We start from the raw sequence: 20,752 nt of genomic DNA on the forward strand, positions 1-20,752 counted from the left end.
TTACAGCTTCTCAACCTGAACGAGGTTGGTATGCGACGGGTTTCCCTTCGCCAGCGGCGACGGACGCTGGGTGGTCAGCACGTTGATGCTGCCCGCCTGATCCACACGCGAGGCGTCCGGGTTGTACCAGGCCCCTTCCCCCAGCGCGACGACGCCCGGCATCATGCGCGGCGTCACCTTCGCTTCGATATGCACTTCACCCCGATCGTTGAAGATGCGAATACGATCGCCGTTGGCAATGCCGCGCTTGCGGGCATCGATCGGGTTAATCCACATCTCCTGCCGACAGGCGGCCTTCAGCACATCGACGTTGCCGTAGGTCGAGTGGACGCGAGATTTATAGTGGAAGCCGGTGAGCTGTAGCGGGTATTTCGCTGTCAGCGGATCGTTGTAGTTTTCGAAACCCGGGGTGTAGATCGGCAGCGGATCGATAACATCCCCTTCCGGCAGCTCCCAGGTGGCCGCGATTTTCGCCAGATCCTGCGAGTAAATTTCGATCTTGCCCGAAGGCGTTGTCAGCGGATTAGCCTGCGGATCCTCACGGAAGGCTTTGTAGGCCACATGATGACCTTGCGGATCGCGCTGCTTATAGATGCCCTGCTGACGGAAGGTGTCGAAATCCGGCAGGTCGGGAATCGCTTTGCGCGACTGCTCATACAGATAGCGCATCCAGCCTTCCTGGGTACGGCCTTCGGTAAACTGCTCTTCGACGCCCAGACGCTTTGCCAGTTCGCTGGTCATTTCATAGATGGTTTTGCATTCAAAGCGCGGCTTGATGGCCTGATCGGCAAAGATAACGTAGGACATGTTGCCGCAGGAGGCATCCAGCGCGAAATCCATCTGCTCGGAGGCGGTACAGTCAGGCAGCAGAATATCGGCGTATTTCGCCGAGGAGGTCATATGGCAGTCAATGACCACAATCATCTCGCATTTCTTGTCGTCCTGCAGGATTTCGTGGGTCCGGTTGATCTCAGAATGCTGGTTAATCAGACAGTTGCCCGCATAGTTCCAGATCATTTTGATCGGCACGTCGAGCTTATCTTTACCGCGTACGCCGTCGCGCAGAGCGGTCATTTCCGGGCCGCGCTCAATCGCATCGGTCCACATAAACATCGAGATACTGGTCTCAACAGGATTCTCCAGCGTCGGCATACGCTCAAAAGGCAGACTATACGAGCCCTCGCGCGCCCCGCTATTGCCGCCGTTGATCCCGACGTTACCCGTCAGAATGGCGAGCATTGAGATGGCGCGGGTGGCGATCTCTCCGTTGGCGTGACGCTGCGGACCCCAGCCCTGGCTAATATAGGCCGGTTTGGCGGTGGCAATTTCGCGCGCCAGTTTAACAATGCGTTCGCGCGGAATACCGGTAATTGTCGAGGCCCACTCCGGCGTTTTGGCGATACCGTCAGTGCCCTGGCCAAGAATGTAAGCTTTGTAATGACCATTGGCTGGCGCACCGGCGGGCAGCGTTTTCTCGTCGTATCCCACGCAGTATTTATCGAGGAACGGCTGATCGACCAGATTCTCGGTGATCATCACCCACGCGAGGCCCGAAACCAGTGCCGCATCGGTCCCAGGACGAATCGGGATCCATTCATCTTCACGCCCGGCGCCGGTGTCGGTATAGCGCGGATCGATGATTATCATCCGGGCATTGGATTTCTGCCGCGCCTGTTCAAGGTAGTACGTCACCCCGCCGCCGCTCATCCGCGTTTCGCCGGGGTTATTGCCGAACAGCACCACCAGCTGACTGTTTTCAATATCCGATGGGCTGTTGCCGTCCGCCCAGCCGCCGTAGGTGTAATTCAGACCGGCAGCAATCTGCGCTGATGAATAGTCGCCATAATGGTTGAGATAGCCACCGCAGCAGTTCATCAGACGGGCAATCAGCGTTTTCCCCGGCGGCCAGGAGCGGGTCAGCGTCCCGCCGAGCGTGCCGGTGCCGTAGTTCAGATAGATGGATTCATTGCCGTACTCTTTAATCAGCCGCTGCATATTGCTGGCGATGGTATCCAACGCCTCTTCCCAGCTGATTTGCTCGAACTTGCCCTCACCGCGTTTACCAACGCGCTTCATCGGGTACTTCAGACGGTCCGGATTATAGACCCGGCGGCGCATTGAACGCCCACGCAGGCAGGCGCGGACCTGGTGCAAACCGTCATAGTTATCATCACCGGTATTATCGGTTTCGACGTATTTAATCGCGCCATCCACCACGTGCATGCGCAGCGGGCAACGGCTACCGCAGTTGACGGTGCAGGCGCTCCAGACCACCTTCTCACTGGCGGGCGCCGGCGTATCGGCAGCATGCGACAGTCGGGTAAAGGGTAACGTTAGTGCGTTGCTGGCCAGCGCCAGGCCGCCTATTGCCGTGGTTTTCATCAGACCACGGCGGCTTACCTCAGCAGCCAGTAAAGCATCAGGGGCTTTAATTTTCATGGATACTCGCTTTGGTTGCTCACAATAAACTGACAAGCGTTATATAGACATATATATAATGCTTTGCGATATTATTGGTTTTTTATGCTGGTTTAACCCAAAGGGAGTATCACTGCATTCGCGGCAAGGATTATTGCCCGGTATCAATAAGGGCGTAAAAAAAGCGCCCGCAGGCGCTTTTAAAAGAAGGAGTGAGAAGTTTAGCCGATATATTCGAGGCCGCGCATATACGGGCGCAGCACTTCCGGGATCTCGATACGGCCATCAGCCTGCTGATAGTTTTCCATCAGCGCCACCAGCGTACGACCTACTGCCAGGCCAGAACCATTCAGGGTATGAACGAGACGGGTCTTCTTATCGGACTTGCTGCGGCAGCGAGCCTGCATACGACGCGCCTGGAAATCCCAGACGTTGGAGCAGGAGGAGATCTCACGATAAGTGTTTTGCGCCGGAACCCATACTTCGAGGTCATAGGTTTTGCAGGCGCTGAAGCCCATATCGCCGGTGCACAGCGCGACCTTACGGTACGGCAGGCCCAGCAGCTGCAGCACTTTCTCGGCGTGACCGGTCATCTCTTCCAGCGCGGCCATAGAGTCTTCCGGGCGGACGATCTGCACCATTTCAACTTTATCGAACTGGTGCATACGGATCAGACCGCGGGTGTCGCGGCCATAGGAACCGGCTTCAGAGCGGAAGCACGGCGTATGGGCGGTCATTTTGATCGGTAGGTCGTCTTCATCGATGATTTCATCGCGCACCAGGTTGGTCAGCGGCACTTCCGCCGTCGGGATCAGCGCGTAGTTGCTGCTGTCAGCCTCTTCTTCCAGCGGACGGGTATGGAACAGGTCGCCGGCGAATTTCGGCAGCTGGCCAGTGCCATACAGGGTGTCCTGGTTTACCAGGTACGGGACATAGTTTTCGCTGTAGCCATGCTGTTCGGTGTGCAGATCCAGCATGAACTGCGCCAGGGCGCGGTGCAGACGGGCCAGCTGCCCTTTCATCACCACGAAGCGCGAGCCGGTGAGCTTAACGGCGGCGGCAAAATCCAGCCCCCCGTGCATTTCACCCAGCGTCACATGATCGCGCACCTCGAAATCGAACTGACGCGGCGTACCCCAGCGGCTAACTTCAACGTTGTCGTTTTCGTCGCGACCAACCGGCACATCATCATGAGGAATATTCGGGATCGCCAGCGCGATATCGCGAATTTCCGCCAGCAGCGTTTCCAGCTCGGATTTTGCAGCATCCAGTTGTTCGCCAAGCTTGTTAACTTCCAGGCGTAATGGCTCGATGTCTTCCCCGCGCGCTTTCGCCTGGCCAATGGATTTCGATCGGGAGTTACGCTCCGCCTGCAGGTTTTCCGTTTGCACCTGCAGAACTTTACGACGCTCTTCAAGCGCGCGAAGTTTATCTACATCCAGCTTAAAGCCCCGGCGTGCCAGTTTTTCTGCGACTGCGTCTGGCTCGGTACGCAGCAGATTGGGATCGAGCATGCTTATCCTGTGCTTATCGAATTAAAAAAGAAAAGTGGCCGCAGACTACGACCACGGAAATAGTGTAATAACCTTACCGCAACGCCTCAATTAGCGGTAGCGTTTTATCGGGCTATTTTGATCCTGTTCAGCGAGCCAGGCGAGCTTTTCGCCAATTTTACCCTCAAGCCCCCGGTTTGTCGGGTGATAATAGCGCGTTTGCGCCATTTCCTGCGGGAAATACTGCTCGCCGGCGGCATAGGCGTTGGGTTCGTCATGAGCGTAACGATACTCCTGGCCGTAGCCCATCTCTTTCATCAGCTTCGTCGGCGCATTGCGCAGATGCACCGGAACGTCGTAGTCAGGACGATCCCGCGCGTCGGCCAGCGCCGCTTTGAAGGCGGTGTACACCGCGTTGCTTTTCGGCGCGCAGGCCAGATAGACGATGGCCTGGGCAATCGCCCGTTCGCCTTCCGCCGGCCCGACGCGGGTAAAGCAGTCCCACGCCGAAATGGCGACCTGCATCGCCCGCGGGTCGGCGTTGCCGACATCTTCCGAGGCAATCGCCAGACAGCGGCGGGCAACATACAGCGGATCGCCGCCGGCGGTGATGATCCGCGCGTACCAGTAAAGTGCCGCATCCGGCGCGCTACCGCGCACCGACTTATGCAAGGCGGAAATCAAATCGTAGAACCGGTCGCCTTTGTTATCAAAGCGCGCGCTGCGCTCGCCAGCGATCTCGGTCAGCAGTTCCGCCTTCAGCACCCGCTTGCCCGAGTCATCGCTTTCGGCCATATCGGCCATCATTTCCAGGGTATTCAGCGCTCGCCGCGCGTCGCCATTCACTAGCTCGGCAATGGCCCTGCGGGTCTCATCCGGCAAAACGATATCCTGGCCGCCGTAGCCGCGGGTTTTGTCGTTCATCGCCTGGTCAAGCACCCGCTCGATATCGTCGGTGGTGAGCGATTTCAGTAAGTAGACGCGAGCGCGGGAGAGCAGCGCCGAGTTAAGCTCAAAGGAGGGGTTTTCGGTGGTCGCGCCAATAAAAGTAATGGTGCCGTCTTCAATATGCGGCAGAAAGGCATCCTGCTGGCTTTTATTAAAGCGATGCACTTCGTCAACAAACAGGATGGTTCGCCGGCCGGCGTTGCGATTTTGCCGCGCGCGCTCAATAGCCTCGCGAATCTCTTTCACCCCGGAGGTTACCGCTGAGATCCGTTCGACATCGGCGCTGGCGTAGCGGGCAATCACTTCCGCCAGAGTGGTCTTGCCGGTACCCGGCGGCCCCCAGAGGATCATCGAATGCAGGTGCCCGGCCTCAATGGCCCGCGGCAGGGGTTTACCCGGCGCCAGCAGGTGCTGCTGGCCAATATACTGCGCTAAATTTTCTGGCCGCATGCGAGCGGCCAGAGGTTGAAACGAGTTGTCGGAAAAATCGAGCGACAGATTGCTCACTTTCGCCTCTACTTACGTTGATCGTCCACCGTCACCCCTTTCGGCGGCGTAAAGGTGAACTTAGCTGCGTCGACGGCGCCGTTCTGCTGCGATTTCAGCTGATAGCTGCTGCGCTGATCATCCTGCTCGACGGCGCTGAACTGATGGATAGTGCCGTCCCGACCGACGTTGATCGTGAACTGCTTGAGGTTGCCGCTGCCGCTTTTTGGCGTCAGCACAAAATCATCGCCATTTTGCTTGATATTATATTGCTGCCAGTCGCTGGACTGGTTGCGGGCAATCAGCATAAACGGCGTGTTGCTGGTGGCGTCTTTCAGCCAGGTCGCCGTGGCCTGCTCGACGAACGGGTTATAGAACCACAGCGTTTTACCATCCGAAACGAGGACGCTCTCATCCGGCTGGGTCATATGCCAGTTAAACAGGTTCGGGCGTTTCACCCACAGGTCTCCCTGCCCGTCCTGCACGGCGTTACCGCTACCGTCGGTGACTTTTTGCGTGAAGCTGGCATGGAAGCTGCTCACTTTATCAAGACGGCTTTTTAAGTCGCTGGCCGCATCTGCCCAGACCTGGCTGACGACCATACCAGACAGTAATGCACAGGTGATTGCGAGTTTTTTCATTGTTCTTCCTTAATGTGCGTCACTCCCGACGCGGGAGCCTCTTCTGCCCCTACTGTAGGACCGCCGGCGGCGGCGGGACAGAAGAATTGGCTGATTTTGCGCTTATTTACCCAACTTTGCACTCATTCAAAGGGCGGCGGCGCCAGCACTTCGCGGTTACCGTTATGGCCCTGCTCGCTGACGATACCCTGCGCTTCCATCTGTTCGATAATACGCGCGGCACGGTTATAGCCGATGCGGAACTGACGCTGAACCCCGGAAATCGACGCTTTGCGCTTCTCGGTCACAAAGTTGACTGCCTGATCGAACAACGGATCCAGCTCTTCCCCGCCGTCGAAGCCGCCACCGCCGCCTTCGCTTTCGCTGTCGGAGGTAATGCCATCCACATATTGCGGGCGACCGCGGGCTTTCCAGTCCTGAACCACGGCGTGGACTTCCTGGTCGCGCACAAACGCCCCGTGGACGCGCACCGGCGTGGTAGAGTTCGGCCCGGAGTAAAGCATATCCCCCATACCCAGCAGCGATTCCGCGCCGCCCTGATCGAGAATGGTACGTGAGTCAATTTTACTCGACACGGTAAAGGCGATGCGCGTCGGGATGTTGGCCTTAATCAGGCCGGTAATAACATCTACCGACGGACGCTGTGTCGCCAGCACCAGGTGGATCCCCGCCGCGCGCGCTTTCTGCGCCAGGCGAGCGATCAGCTCTTCCACCTTTTTGCCGACAGTCATCATCAGATCGGCGAATTCATCCACCAGCACCACGATGTACGGCAGTTTTTCCAGCACCGGATGTACGGCGTCCATGCTGTCGCCAGGCTTCCAGTACGGATCCGGGATCGGACGTCCCATGCGCGCGGCTTCGGCGATCTTCTCGTTGTAGCCCGCCAGGTTACGCACGCCCAGCGCCGACATCAGCTTGTAGCGGCGCTCCATCTCATTGACGCTCCAGCGCAGCGCATTGGCGGCGTCTTTCATGTCGGTGACCACTTCCGTCAGCAGGTGCGGAATTCCTTCGTAGACCGACAGCTCGAGCATTTTCGGGTCGATCATAATGAAACGCACATCTTCCGGCTGCGCCTTGTAGAGCATGCTGAGGATCATGGCGTTGACGCCAACAGACTTACCGGAACCGGTGGTACCGGCCACCAGCAGATGCGGCATTTTCGCCAGATCGGCTACTACCGGATCGCCAGCGATGTCTTTACCCAGCACCACGGTGAGCGGAGATGGGTTATCACGGAACTTGGCGTTGTCGAGCACTTCACGCAGGTAGACGGTCTGGCGTTTTTTATTCGGCAGCTCAAGCCCGACATACGGTTTGCCCGGGATCACCTCCACCACGCGCACGGCGACCGTTGACAGCGATCGCGCCAGGTCCCGTGACAGGTTAGAGATCCGTGCGGCCTTAACGCCAGGCGCCAGATTCAGTTCGAAGCGGGTGATCACCGGCCCCGGTGAGTAGTTCACCACATCCGCTTTAATGCGGAAATCGGCGAGTCGCGCTTCCACCAGGCGTGCCATCTGCTCGAGAGCAAAGGTATCCACCGGCTCGACTTCACTCGGCGGCGGGGTAAGCAGATCCAGCGACGGCAGTGGCGTGGTCGGCTTTTGCAGCGGTCGACTATCGCCATTGCGCATCAGCAGCGGGTGGATCAGGCTCTCCTGCGGCTCAGGGGCGGCAGGCTGATGCCCCTGAGGGGCAACCGGTTGTTGCGGCTGTACGGGCTGCGACGCAGTCGGATAGGACTGCGGCTGCGGCGGCACAGGCTGATGGTGTATCGGCTGATGCTGCGCAGGCTGATAACTCTGCTGCGGAGCGGCCGCCGGTTGTTGATAGCGCTGGGCCGGCTGCTGCGGCTGGACTTCCGGCGTCGGCGTAAACAGCGGTTCGCTCGGGCCGTCATTGACCAACGTTTTCATCGGCGAGAATTCATAATCTGCCGGCGAGAACGGGTTGGCGCCCGGCGGCTGCTCGGTAGCGTACCGCTGCTGCTGGGTAGCGGCAAACTGACGCGCCAGCTCCGCTTCCGCCGCGGCGTCGGCCTCATCGTCATCAGTCGCCTTATCGTCTTCCCAGCGATGACCGTAGCGCTGCTGCTGGGTGGCGGCGAACTGGCGAGCCAGTTCATCCTGCTCCATAGCATCCGCTTCCTCATCCGAGAGCAGCTCATCATCATAATGCGGATCGCGCTCCGCCTGCCGCGCGCGCTGTTCCGCCTCCCGCTGCGACGGTAGCTTGATGCCGTAGGAGGCCAGTTCCCGACGCGTAGGAACACGCACGCGATTAGGCCGCGGTAGTTTTGGACCGATGCCCTCTTTCACCTGAACCCGTGGGCCGCTGGACGCCGGGCTGAACAATGGCGTAGCCGCAGCGGATGCGGCAGTGGACGAGGTTGCTGCCGCCGCGCCGCCGCTGGCGGCGGTAGCCTGATGCACCCCAGCCGCTACCGCAGAGACTACGGTTGTCTCCACTGGCGGTTTGGACGCAGTGGTCGGCGGCGTCAGCGGTTTAGTGGCAATCGGACTTTCCGGCTCAGGAATTGGCTGATACCAGGAGGCCAACAGCTCGCGTTCGCGCGCCCGCTTCTCTTCCACTTCCTCGAAATAATAGAGCGGCGGACGTTTCACTTCCTCCTGCACAACCTCGGGCTCTGGCTCCGGTGGGGGAACTGGCGCGCTTTGCGGCTGATACGCCGCTGGCTCCGGCTGATACGGCTGCGGCGCGGGCTGGCCGGCATGCGGGTCGTAAGCCGGCTGCTGGTAGGTCTGCGGCGCGGGCTGACCGGCATTCGGATCGTAAGCCGGCTGCTGATAGGTCTGAGGCGCAGGCTGACCGGCATAGGGATCGTAAGCCGGCTGCTGATACGGCGCTGGCTCCGGCTGATAGGCCTGCGGCGCAGGTTGACCGGCATAGGGATCGTAAGCCGGCTGCTGATACGGCGCTGGCTCAGGCTGATAGGCCTGCGGCGCAGGTTGACCGGCATGCGGATCGTAAGTCGGCTGCTGATACGGCGCTGGCTCAGGCTGATAGGCCTGCGGCGCAGGTTGACCGGCATACGGATCGTAAGCCGGCTGCTGATACGGCGCTGGCTCAGGCTGATAGGCCTGCGGCGCAGGTTGACCGGCACGCGGATCGTAAACCGGCTGTTGATACGGCGCTGGCTCAGGCTGATACGCCTGCGGTGCGGTTTGCCCCGCTGGCGGCTGATAAGCAGCCTGCTGGAACGGAGCGGGTTCAGGCTGATAGGCCTGCTGCGGCGGATAGCTGGCTTCCGGCTGATAAGCTGGCGCAGCGCCGTGATGGCCCACCGGTGATTCTGCCCACGCCTGCGGCGCGGCAGTAGCCGCCGCCGCTGCGCTTACCGGCTCAGCGATACTGTGGCCATTCAACAACGGATCGTAAGGGTCGAAATCGCCCGGGCGCACGGCGCTGGCGCCGGAGAACAGCACATCATCCTCTGCGGGACGCGCGGCGCTGGCGCCGGAAAACAGTACATCGTCGGCGGCAACAGGGGCCCCGCTGGCGCTGTATTGCACCACCTCTTCGCCGTCATCCATCCGTTTGCCGGAGAAAAGCGCAGCGTCGGTTTTACGCCCCATAGGGTTGGTAAACTTCTCGGCCAGACGCTTACGCCGCGCCAGCGCGCTGCGTAAGATACGGGCGCGACGCGATTCCTGCGGCCTGGCCGCCTCTTCGTCGTCGTACTCTTCCTCGTCGTCTTCGTATTCGCCTTCATCGACCCAGGTATCATCCCGACGGGTACGGTTGCTGGCAAAGGTGAGAACGGACAGGATGCCGCCGCCCAGCTTTTCCGCAATGCTGACCCACGACCAGCCGGTGAACAGCGTCAGCCCGGCCGCCCAGATACACAACAGGGCGATGGTGCCGCCGCTGCTGTGCAGCAGGGGTTGCAGCGTGGTGCTCAGCAGGCTGCCGATCACCCCGCCGGAGGCGAAGTACCAGATATCATCGGCGTTAATCGCCGCCAGACCACAGGAGGTCAGGATCAGGGCTAACGCACCGATGAGGCGAAGGGAAACGGCAAAATAATCAATGTATTCGTCGTTTTCCTGATGCCGCCAGGCAAACCAGCATCCGCCGATGATGATCACCGGGATGGTGTAGGCCATGACGCCAAAAATGAAAAAGAGGGTATCGGCAAGCCACGCGCCGGGGGCGCCGCCTAAATTATGAATAGGCTCATGCCATGCCGTTTGCGACCAGCTGGGGTCCGAGGGGTTAAAGCTCAGTAGTGCCGCCATCAGCCAGATGGCGAAGAGGGAGCAAAGGATGAGCATCGCCTCAAGGAGTCGGCGCCCGCTGCTGAGTTTGGTTAGTTTGACTTCTTTGTCTTCGGTGTATTCCTGGCTCAAGAAAGGCTCTCCAGGTATCAGGCTGTTTCCTGCCTGCTGCTAAAACGGACAACAGCGCCGGGTCTCCCCGGCACTGTTGCTGTATGGATTAACAGGAGTGTAATCAAACTACGTCGAGTTTGCACCTGTTCCGTGTTAGCGCGTCTTAATAACCAGACGATTACTTTGCTTGACTTCTTCCATTACCACGTAGGTACGGGTGTCGTTAACGCCCGGCAGGCGCAGCAAGGTCTCGCCCAGTAATTTACGATACGCTGACATATCCGGTACACGGGTTTTCAACAGATAGTCGAAATCACCGGAAACCAGATGACACTCTTGAATTTCTTCAAGTTTTTGCACTGCGGCGTTAAATTGCTCAAACACATCCGGTGCGCCACGATTCAGAGTAATCTCAACAAATACCAGAAGTGATGCATCCAGATAATGCGGGTTGAGCAGCGCCGTATAGCCCTGAATAAAACCCTGTCTTTCAAGACGACGCACACGCTCAAGGCAAGGCGTCGGAGAAAGTCCCACCCGTTTAGAAAGCTCGACGTTAGAAATTCGCCCATCTTTTTGCAATTCATTCAGGATGTTACGATCAATGCGGTCGAGATCTTTGCCAGGGCGCTTCTTGCTATCTACCATTATTATTGTCTCTCTGTATTCCTTCCCTACTCCTGTTCCGGCTCTGAGCCTTCACTGCCAGAGCCCATCCTGTTATCACCCGTACGACATTGGGTAACCCAGGGGTACGTGAGAAGCCCGTTGCCTGACGGCAGTCACCGACATCACGCATGGCGTCTGTCCACACCATGCGTAGATTTCGTTAACCCGGATAAAAATGGCATTTGCGTGCATGAAAATTCGCCGCACGCTAAATACTGCTTTTCTTCTTCCTTGAATGTTTTCGCAAAAGCACAGGTGATTGTCAAAGCAAAACATCGATTTTTAGTACAAGATGCCAGATATTCATCATCCGCCCTGGTTGATTCTCATTTTTTCGTCTTATAATTGTCCCGCCGACAGTAGAAATAGTTATATTCCTTGCCGGGAAAATCACCAATTCATTGGCAGCATCTATTGCACACATCGTTAACAAAATCGCTGTGCTCTTTTTTTACGACAACAAATTCCCTACAATCCCAGCCCAATGTATGCCAATTATTATGGGGATCTCATGGGCACAGCCAAACACAGTAAACTGCTTATCCTTGGTTCTGGACCTGCGGGATACACCGCGGCGGTCTATGCCGCACGCGCCAACCTGCAGCCGGTGCTGATCACCGGGATGGAAAAAGGCGGTCAGCTGACCACCACGACGGAAGTGGAAAACTGGCCAGGCGATCCGAACGATCTCACCGGTCCGCTGCTGATGGAGCGCATGCACGAGCATGCCGCAAAATTCGAAACCGAGATCATTTTCGACCATATCAGCCGCGTCGATTTGCAAAACCGCCCGTTCCGTCTGACAGGCGACAGCGGCGAGTACACCTGTGACGCGCTGATCATCGCCACCGGCGCTTCCGCCCGTTACCTGGGCCTGCCTTCCGAAGAAGCCTTCAAAGGCCGCGGCGTTTCCGCGTGCGCTACCTGCGACGGATTCTTCTATCGCAACCAGAAAGTGGCGGTGATCGGCGGCGGCAACACCGCAGTGGAAGAGGCTCTGTATCTGTCGAATATCGCCTCTGAGGTACACCTGATCCACCGTCGCGATTCCTTCCGTGCGGAAAAAATCCTCATCAAACGCCTGATGGATAAAGTGGCAAGCGGCAACATCGTGCTGCATACCGATCGTACCCTCGAAGAGGTGACCGGCGACCAGATGGGCGTCAGCGGCCTGCGCCTGCGCGATACCAAAAACAGCGACAATGTCGAGTCCCTGGAAGTGGCTGGTTTATTTGTCGCCATCGGCCACAGCCCGAACACCGCCATCTTTGAGGGCCAGCTGGAGCTGGAGAACGGCTACATCAAAGTGCAGTCCGGTATCCACGGCAATGCGACCCAGACCAGCATCCCGGGCGTGTTCGCCGCCGGCGATGTCATGGACCATATCTATCGTCAGGCCATCACTTCTGCGGGCACCGGCTGCATGGCGGCGCTGGATGCGGAGCGTTACCTCGACGGTTTGGCTGACGCTTGCAAATAATCTTTACAAGTCAGTAACAAAGGTAAAGAAGGCGACGAAAAGTCGCCTTTATTTTTGCTGCGATGTAACATTGCCGTGCCCAATACTCCGATAACGACACCTGCAAAGCGCGCAATGAATAAAACCCGTCAACAAGAGTTAACCCGCTGGTTAAAACAGCAAAGCATTATCTCCCGTCGCTGGTTGATGATTTCTCGCCTGCTTGGCGTGGCGAGCGGTCTGCTGATCGTGGCGCAGGCCTGGTTCCTGGCGCGGATCCTGCACCGGATGGTGATGGAGAATATTCCAGCGACCGCCCTGCTGCTGCCGCTCACGCTGCTGGTGCTGATCTTTGTACTACGCGCCTGGGTGGTCTGGCTGCGTGAGCGGGTCGGCTTTCAGGCCGGGCAGCATATTCGCTATGAAATTCGCCGCCAGGTTCTTGACCGCCTCCAGCAGGCAGGCCCGGCGTGGATCCAGGGCAAACCGGCCGGCAGCTGGGCAACGCTTATTCTTGAGCAAATCGACGACATGCACGACTATTATGCCCGCTACCTGCCCCAGATGACGCTGGCGGCCTGCGTACCGCTGCTGATCGTTATTACTATTTTTCCGATTAACTGGGCCGCCGCGCTAATCCTTCTCGGCACCGCCCCGCTGATCCCGCTTTTCATGGCGCTGGTCGGGATGGGCGCCGCCGACGCCAACCGGCGTAACTTCCAGGCGCTGGCCCGCCTCAGCGGCCACTTCCTCGACCGCCTGCGCGGCATGGAAACCCTGCGTATTTTTCATCGCGGTCAGGCAGAAACCGATAATATTCGCGACGCCTCGCAGGATTTTCGCCAACGCACCATGGAAGTCCTGCGTCTGGCCTTCCTCTCCTCCGGGGTTCTGGAGTTTTTCACCTCCCTCTCCATTGCGCTGGTAGCGGTGTATTTTGGCTTTTCTTACCTTGGCGAGCTGAACTTCGGCCACTATGGCGCGGGCGTCACGCTGATGGCGGGATTCCTGACGCTGATCCTCGCCCCGGAATTTTTCCAGCCGTTACGTGACCTGGGTACCTTCTACCATGCCAAAGCTCAGGCCGTGGGCGCCGCAGACAGCCTGAAAACGTTTATGGAAACGCCGCTGACCCAAGTAGAGCGTGGCGAGAAAACGTTAAATGACAACGATCTGATTAGCGTGGAAGCGCGCGACCTGGTGATCAAATCTCCGGAAGGTAAAGTTCTGGCGGGGCCGCTTAATTTTGCGCTGCCCGCCGGCGCTCGCGTGGTGCTGGTCGGCCAGAGCGGATCCGGGAAAAGCTCTTTGCTGAATACACTGCTCGGCTTTCTGCCCTATGAGGGGTCGCTGATGGTCAACGGCGTAGAGCTGCGCGAGCTGGACGCTGAGCGCTGGCGCCGCCTGCTGAGCTGGGTAGGACAGAATCCGCAGTTGCCTGCCGCCACGCTGCGGGAAAACGTGCTGCTGGCGTGGCCCGAAGCTAGCGAAGCACAGCTTAGGCTGGCGCTGGACAAGGCCTGGGTCAGCGAGTTTATCGCCCTGCTGCCGCAGGGGATCCATACCGCCGTAGGCGATCAGGCGGGGCGTCTGTCGGTAGGCCAGGCGCAGCGTATCGCGGTCGCCCGCGCGCTGTTGGTGCCGTGCCGCCTGCTGCTGCTGGATGAACCTGCCGCCAGCCTTGACGCCCATAGCGAACAGCGAGTCATGCAGGCCCTGACCCACGCCTCCAGTGAGCAAACCACGCTGCTGGTCACCCACCAGCTCGAGGGGCTGGCCGACTGGGACGACGTCTGGGTGATGCAGGACGGACAGATTATCGAACAAGGCGACTACGCCACGCTGGCCCGTGCTGGTGGGGTCTTCTCGGCGCTGCTGGCCCATCGTCAGGAGGAGATTTAAATGCGCGCACTTTTACCCTATCTGGCGCTCTATAAACGCCATAAATGGATGCTGCTGCTTGGCGTCGTGCTGGCCATTGTGACCCTGCTGGCCAGCATCGGCCTGCTGACGCTCTCCGGCTGGTTCCTCTCCGCCTCAGCGGTGGTGGGCGTCGCCGGGATCTACAGTTTTAACTATATGCTGCCTGCCGCGGGCGTTCGCGGCGCGGCAATTATCCGTACCGCCGGGCGCTACTTTGAGCGCCTGGTCAGCCACGACGCTACCTTTCGCGTGCTGCAGCACCTGCGCGTTTTCACCTTCAGCAAACTGCTTCCCCTCTCTCCGGCGGGGCTGGCGCGCTTTCGCCAGGGTGAGCTGCTCAACCGGGTGGTAGCCGACGTTGACACCCTGGATCATCTCTACCTGCGGGTCATTTCGCCGCTGGTCGGCGCGCTGGTGGTGATTGTGGTCGTCACCTGCGGATTAAGTCTGCTCGACGTCACCCTCGCGCTGACGCTCGGCGGTATCATGCTGGCGACCCTGCTGGTTATGCCGCCGCTGTTCTATCGCGCAGGTAAGCCAGCCGGCGAAAGTATGACGCAGCTGCGCGGCCAGTATCGCCAACAGCTCACCGCCTGGCTGCAGGGTCAGGCGGAGCTGATGGTATTTAACGCCAGCGACCGCTACCGCGCACAAATGGAAAAGACCGAGCTGAGCTGGCAGGATGCACAGCGGCGCCAGGCCGAGCTGACCGCGCTTTCGCAGGCGGTAATGCTGTTAATCGGTGGCATCGCCGTGGTGGCCATGCTCTGGCTGGCCTCAGACGGCGTCGGCGGCAATAGTCAGCCCGGGGCGCTGATCGCGCTATTCGTATTCTGCGCGCTGGCGGCTTTTGAAGCCCTGGCGCCGGTTACTGGCGCTTTCCAGCATTTAGGCCAGGTGATCGCCTCCGCGCGGCGGATCTCGCAGATTACCGACCAGCAGCCGGAGGTCACCTTTGTCGAAGATGAAGCCAGTCCGCCAGCGCAGGTGGCCCTAACGCTTCGGGAGGTCACCTTCCGCTATCCTCAGCAGCCCTCCCCTGCCCTGGAGAATATTTCCCTGCAGATTGCCGCCGGAGAGCACATCGCCATTCTTGGCCGGACCGGCTGCGGAAAATCGACGCTGTTGCAGTTGCTTACCCGCGCCTGGGACCCGTCACAGGGAGAGATTCTGCTCAACAATCAGCCGCTCTCCGGCCTCAGCGAAGCCACTCTGCGGCAGGCAATGAGCGTAGTGCCGCAGCGCGTGCACCTGTTCAGCGCCACCCTGCGCGACAACCTGCTGCTGGCGGCGCCTGAAGCGGATGACGCTCATCTCAGCGCTACCCTTGAGAAGGTGGGCCTCGAAAAACTGCTACAAGATGGTGGTCTTAACGGCTGGCTGGGCGAAGGCGGGCGTCAGCTCTCCGGCGGCGAACTGCGCCGACTGGCCATTGCCCGCGCGCTGCTCCATGATGCGCCGCTGATGCTGCTCGATGAACCGACAGAAGGTCTGGATGCGGCCACCGAAAGCCAGATCCTGCATCTGTTGGCAGATGTCATGCGCGACAAAACCGTGCTGATGGTGACCCATCGCCTGCGGGGCCTGGCGGGTTTTAATCAGATAATAGTCATGGACAACGGCCAGATAATTGAGCAAGGTAGTCACGCGGAGCTACTCGCTAAACAGGGCCGGTACTTCCAGTTTAAACAGCGTCTGTAGGCTATTCTATTATCTAATTTTTGCTGATGCGTATTGAGGTTAAAATGCGTCTGGTTCAGCTCTCCCGGCACTCTATCGCCTTCCCCTCTCCGGAAGGCGCCTTGCGAGAACCTAATGGCCTGCTGGCGCTCGGCGGCGATCTGAGCCCCGCGCGGCTGCTGATGGCCTATCAGCGTGGTATTTTTCCCTGGTTTTCCCCTGGCGACCCGATCCTCTGGTGGTCGCCCGACCCCCGGGCGGTACTTTGGCCAGAGCAATTCCATCTCAGCCGCAGCATGAAGCGCTTTCATCAGCGTTCGCCCTACCGGGTCACGCTCAACCACGCCTTTGGCGAAGTGATTGAGGGCTGCGCCAGCGATCGTGACGAAGGCACCTGGATAACCAGCAGTATCGTTCGCGCCTATCACCAGCTGCATGAGTTGGGTCATGCCCACTCCATTGAAGTCTGGCAGGAGAATACCCTGGTGGGAGGAATGTACGGCGTAGCGCAGGGAGCGCTGTTTTGCGGCGAATCGATGTTTAGCCGGGCGGAAAATGCCTCCAAAACCGCGCTGCTGGTATTTTGCCAGGACTTTGCGCACAGCGGCGGTAAATTAATTGACTGTCAGGTACTGAACAACCATACCGCGTCATTAGGCGCAGTGGATATTCCCCGCCGCGATTATCTGGACTATCTGTCGGTATTACGCGGCTACCGACTGCCCGAGCGATTTTGGGTGCCGCGGGTGCTATTTCCTGGCGGATAATAAAATGTTTTCAGCACATTTTGCGTCAGGATGGTATAATTGCGCGGTAGAGTAGCTTCTGCCTGTTGCCCCGCCGCCGTTTGGGAATAATAAGAGTCAGATAACGCCCATCGTTCTGTCACTCCCCTTTACGTTTGCGCCTGTCACGCGGCATGGCCGTGTGTGTCCCGGGCAATGCGCCAAAACTACTTCGGCGATTCATACCCGTCATATTTCCGTAGCCGCTGTGCTGACTATGCGCCTTGCGGCAAGGTGAATGATTCAGGGTAGATACGTAAAACTTTACTTACATGATGAACTTCGGCATTATCTTGCCGGTTCAAAACTACGGTAGTGATACCCCAGAGGACTAGATGGCCAAAGAAGACAATATTGAAATGCAGGGCACCGTACTTGAAACGTTGCCTAACACTATGTTCCGCGTAGAACTGGAAAACGGTCACGTGGTAACCGCGCATATCTCCGGTAAAATGCGTAAAAACTACATCCGCATTCTGACGGGCGACAAAGTGACTGTTGAGCTGACCCCGTACGACCTGAGCAAAGGCCGCATTGTCTTCCGTAGTCGCTGATTGTTTTCGCCCCTAAGGCGTCAGATGCTGAAGGCCGGGATAATTCCCGGTCTTTTCATTTCTGCCGTCAGCAAAAAAAAACCGGCCCTTGGCCGGTTTTTTACATTGAAGATATCGCCTTAGTGGGCCGCTTCCGGTTTGTGCTTCGGCGCGCTCTGGAAGTCGTAAGTCAGCGTATTTTTGTCGCTGTCCAGAGAGACAGTGACCTGACCACCGTCGACCAGCGAGCCAAACAGCAGCTCGTTCGCCAGCGGTTTTTTCAGGTTGTCCTGAATGACGCGTCCCATTGGACGTGCCCCCATCGCCCGATCGTAGCCTTTCGTCGCCAGCCAGTCGCGCGCTTCCTGACTCACTTCCAGGGAGACGCCTTTCTGGTCCAGCTGGACCTGCAGCTCGACGATAAACTTGTCGACAACCTGATGGATCACCGTGGTAGACAAATGATCGAACCAGATGATGTTGTCGAGGCGGTTACGGAACTCCGGCGTAAAGATCTTTTTGATCTCATCCATCGCATCCGGACTGTTGTCCTGCTGAATAAGGCCAATCGATTTACGCTCGGTTTCCCGCACCCCGGCGTTGGTGGTCATCACCAGCACCACGTTGCGGAAGTCCGCTTTACGGCCGTTATTATCGGTCAGCGTCCCGTTATCCATCACCTGCAGCAGCAGGTTGAACACGTCCGGATGCGCTTTTTCGATCTCATCAAGCAGCAATACCGCGTGCGGATGTTTAATCACCGCATCGGTCAGCAGCCCGCCCTGATCGAAGCCGACGTAGCCCGGAGGCGCCCCGATCAAACGGCTGACGGTATGACGTTCCATATATTCGGACATGTCAAAGCGCAGCAGCTCAATACCCAACGCCTTCGCCAGCTGGACGGTCACTTCGGTTTTCCCGACCCCGGTCGGCCCGGCGAACAGGAACGATCCCACCGGCTTGTGCTCATGGCCCAGCCCGGCGCGCGCCATTTTAATAGCCTCGGTCAGCGCCTCGATGGCTTTATCCTGTCCAAAGACCAGCATTTTCAGACGGTCGCCCAGGTTTTTCAGCGTGTCGCGATCGCTGCGGGAGACGCTCTTCTCAGGGATCCGCGCAATGCGCGCCACCACTGATTCGATATCCGCCACGTTAACCGTTTTCTTACGCTTGCTGACCGGCATTAAGCGCGCCCGCGCGCCCGCTTCGTCAATGACGTCAATCGCCTTATCCGGCAGATGACGATCGTTAATGTATTTCACCGCCAGTTCTACCGCCGCACGCACCGCTTTGGCGGTATAACGCACATCATGGTGCGCTTCGTACTTCGGCTTCAGGCCGTTGATAATCTGGACCGTCTCTTCCACCGACGGTTCGGTAATATCGATCTTCTGGAAACGGCGGGCCAGCGCACGATCTTTTTCAAAGATGTTGCTGAACTCCTGGTAAGTGGTGGAGCCGATCACCCGGATCTTGCCGCTGGAAAGCAGCGGTTTGATCAGGTTAGCCGCATCGACCTGGCCGCCAGACGCCGCCCCCGCACCGATAATGGTGTGGATTTCATCAATAAACAGGATGCTGTTGGTATCCTGCTCCAGCTGTTTGAGCAACGCTTTGAAGCGTTTTTCAAAATCGCCACGATATTTGGTCCCTGCCAGCAAAGAGCCAATGTCGAGCGAGTAGATAGTGCAGTCGGCCATCACTTCCGGCACATCGCCCTGCACAATACGCCAGGCAAGGCCTTCGGCGATCGCGGTTTTACCGACGCCGGATTCCCCCACCAGCAGCGGGTTATTTTTCCGCCGACGGCACAGGACCTGAATCGCGCGCTCCAGCTCTTTTTCACGGCCGATCAGGGGATCAATGCCGCCGACGCGAGCAAGCTGATTGAGGTTGGTGGTGAAGTTTTCCATACGTTCCTCCCCGCCGGCTTGCTCTTCATTGCCAGGCTGGCTTCCGCTGTTATCGGAAGACTGGCTCGGCTCGTCTTTGCGTGTACCATGAGAAATGAAGTTCACCACATCAAGACGGCTCACTTCATGTTTACGCAGCAGGTAGGCGGCCTGCGACTCCTGCTCGCTGAAAATCGCCACCAGCACGTTGGCGCCGGTCACTTCGCTGCGGCCAGAAGATTGTACGTGGAAGACGGCGCGCTGCAGCACACGCTGGAAGCTTAGCGTCGGCTGGGTGTCGCGCTCTTCTTCCGTGGCTGGCAGAATGGGTGTGGTTTGTTCGATGAAGGCTTCAAGTTCCTGACGCAATGCCACCAGGTCCACTGAACACGCTTCCAGGGCCTCACGGGCCGAGGGGTTGCTTAGCAGAGCCAGCAGCAAGTGCTCGACGGTCATAAACTCATGACGGTGCTCGCGCGCTCTGGCGAAAGCCATATTTAAACTGAGTTCCAGTTCTTGATTGAGCATAGGCACCTCCCCCAATTTTCATGCCTGTATTCAGGCTTTTTCCAGCGTACACAGCAATGGATGCTCGTTCTCCCTCGCGTACTGATTCACCATAGCGACTTTGGTCTCCGCCACTTCCGCGGTAAACACGCCACAAATCGCCTTACCTTCATAGTGAACCGTGAGCATCAGTTGCGTTGCACGTTCAACATCATAAGAAAAGAATTTTTGTAACACGTCAATAACAAACTCCATCGGAGTGTAGTCATCATTGACCAATATCACTTTATACATAGATGGCGGTTTAATCGCATCACGAACTTCGTCGTCAACCAGGTGCTCGAAGTCCAGCCAATCTCTCTTACTCATCGTCAGTGTTCATCATCGGTTGCTGTTGCCAACAGGCGGAGGCCTGTCGATGACCAGAGGTTATGCTCATCACAAATCTACAATAGATCATAGATAACTATCATCTATCGCTTCTATCCGCGACGGCTGTCACATTCCCCGGCAATAGCGTTAACTGCTTCAAATTTTGACGCATTTTTCGCCGTTCCCCCTCCTCAATCGCTTGACGCGTTTTCGTATTTCTCTAAATTGTAGTGGCGAGAGTTGGCGAGCAATTGAACAACTCGTCACTCCACCACCGGTTCATTCCATCTTACTAATAAAGATTTACGAAGGATGTCGAAGTATGGAAATGGGTACTGTTAAGTGGTTCAACAATGCCAAAGGGTTCGGTTTTATCTGCCCTGAGGGCGGCGGCGAAGACATTTTCGCCCATTACTCCACCATCCAGATGGATGGTTACAGAACGCTAAAAGCCGGACAAGCCGTTCGGTTTGATGTTCACCAGGGGCCAAAAGGCAATCACGCCAGCGTGATCGTCCCTGTGGAAGCGGAAACGGCTGCATAACTCTTTTGCTTCATTGTGTACATCCTGCTAATAAAATGCCAGTC

Annotated in this window: 14 protein-coding genes; 6 read left to right on the top strand and 8 right to left on the bottom strand. The window is 58.0% G+C overall.

Annotation, left to right across the window (positions count from 1 at the left end):
- The 6 genes from dmsA to lrp all read right to left on the bottom strand — a co-directional run bounded on the left by dmsA (window position 1) and on the right by lrp (window position 10,992).
- On the bottom strand, window positions 1-2,439 hold the full coding sequence (gene dmsA / locus IB144_RS17550) for a dimethylsulfoxide reductase subunit A (protein WP_004147794.1): 2,439 nt from the start codon (window positions 2,437-2,439) through the stop codon (window positions 1-3).
- A 200-nt stretch (window positions 2,440-2,639) separates the two neighbouring features.
- Window positions 2,640-3,932, bottom strand: a complete 1,293-nt coding sequence (serS, locus tag IB144_RS17555; RefSeq protein WP_002898139.1) for a serine--tRNA ligase — start codon at window positions 3,930-3,932, stop codon at window positions 2,640-2,642.
- A 90-nt stretch (window positions 3,933-4,022) separates the two neighbouring features.
- Window positions 4,023-5,366 carry a replication-associated recombination protein RarA gene (rarA, locus tag IB144_RS17560; RefSeq protein ID WP_032419141.1) on the bottom strand — a complete coding sequence of 448 codons (1,344 nt, stop codon included), beginning with the start codon at window positions 5,364-5,366 and terminating at the stop codon, window positions 4,023-4,025.
- 8 nt (window positions 5,367-5,374) lie between these two features.
- Complete coding sequence (gene lolA, locus IB144_RS17565) at window positions 5,375-5,986, bottom strand: outer membrane lipoprotein chaperone LolA (RefSeq protein ID WP_002898132.1); 612 nt, start codon at window positions 5,984-5,986, stop codon at window positions 5,375-5,377.
- A gap of 122 nt (window positions 5,987-6,108) precedes the next feature.
- The gene (gene ftsK / locus IB144_RS17570) at window positions 6,109-10,362 is read right to left on the bottom strand and encodes a DNA translocase FtsK (protein WP_040216714.1); all 4,254 of its coding nucleotides are present in this window, start codon (window positions 10,360-10,362) and stop codon (window positions 6,109-6,111) included.
- 135 nt (window positions 10,363-10,497) lie between these two features.
- A complete protein-coding gene (gene lrp, locus IB144_RS17575; protein ID WP_000228469.1) occupies window positions 10,498-10,992 on the bottom strand; it encodes a leucine-responsive transcriptional regulator Lrp in 495 nt (164 codons plus the stop codon).
- Window positions 10,993-11,524: 532 nt separating this feature from the next.
- On the opposite strand from lrp, the gene trxB reads away from it, so the two are divergent.
- From trxB to infA, 5 genes are all read left to right on the top strand, one after another.
- Window positions 11,525-12,493: a thioredoxin-disulfide reductase gene (trxB, locus tag IB144_RS17580; RefSeq protein WP_002898019.1), complete on the top strand. Its 969-nt coding sequence runs from the start codon at window positions 11,525-11,527 to the stop codon at window positions 12,491-12,493.
- Window positions 12,494-12,607: 114 nt separating this feature from the next.
- A complete protein-coding gene (gene cydD, locus IB144_RS17585; RefSeq protein ID WP_002898017.1) occupies window positions 12,608-14,374 on the top strand; it encodes a cysteine/glutathione ABC transporter permease/ATP-binding protein CydD in 1,767 nt (588 codons plus the stop codon).
- Window positions 14,375-16,096, top strand: coding sequence for a cysteine/glutathione ABC transporter ATP-binding protein/permease CydC (gene cydC, locus IB144_RS17590; RefSeq protein ID WP_016532437.1), 1,722 nt, complete (start codon window positions 14,375-14,377; stop codon window positions 16,094-16,096).
- A 44-nt stretch (window positions 16,097-16,140) separates the two neighbouring features.
- Window positions 16,141-16,842 (top strand): leucyl/phenylalanyl-tRNA--protein transferase, encoded by a 702-nt coding sequence (gene aat, locus IB144_RS17595; RefSeq protein ID WP_002898014.1) that lies wholly within the window; start codon window positions 16,141-16,143, stop codon window positions 16,840-16,842.
- A gap of 353 nt (window positions 16,843-17,195) precedes the next feature.
- On the top strand, window positions 17,196-17,414 hold the full coding sequence (gene infA, locus IB144_RS17600) for a translation initiation factor IF-1 (RefSeq protein ID WP_001040187.1): 219 nt from the start codon (window positions 17,196-17,198) through the stop codon (window positions 17,412-17,414).
- A gap of 119 nt (window positions 17,415-17,533) precedes the next feature.
- On the opposite strand, the gene clpA is transcribed toward infA, so the two are convergent.
- Both clpA and clpS read right to left on the bottom strand, forming a co-directional pair.
- A complete protein-coding gene (gene clpA, locus IB144_RS17605; RefSeq protein WP_065888825.1) occupies window positions 17,534-19,813 on the bottom strand; it encodes an ATP-dependent Clp protease ATP-binding subunit ClpA in 2,280 nt (759 codons plus the stop codon).
- A 30-nt stretch (window positions 19,814-19,843) separates the two neighbouring features.
- Window positions 19,844-20,161 (bottom strand): ATP-dependent Clp protease adapter ClpS, encoded by a 318-nt coding sequence (gene clpS, locus IB144_RS17610; protein ID WP_002896520.1) that lies wholly within the window; start codon window positions 20,159-20,161, stop codon window positions 19,844-19,846.
- A 325-nt stretch (window positions 20,162-20,486) separates the two neighbouring features.
- Between clpS and cspD the strand changes: the two genes are divergently transcribed.
- A complete protein-coding gene (gene cspD, locus IB144_RS17615; protein WP_002896516.1) occupies window positions 20,487-20,708 on the top strand; it encodes a cold shock-like protein CspD in 222 nt (73 codons plus the stop codon).
- Window positions 20,709-20,752 lie beyond the last annotated feature (44 nt).

This window comes from Klebsiella sp. K4 (genome assembly GCF_014596785.2).
Lineage (GTDB): Bacteria > Pseudomonadota > Gammaproteobacteria > Enterobacterales > Enterobacteriaceae > Klebsiella > Klebsiella pneumoniae.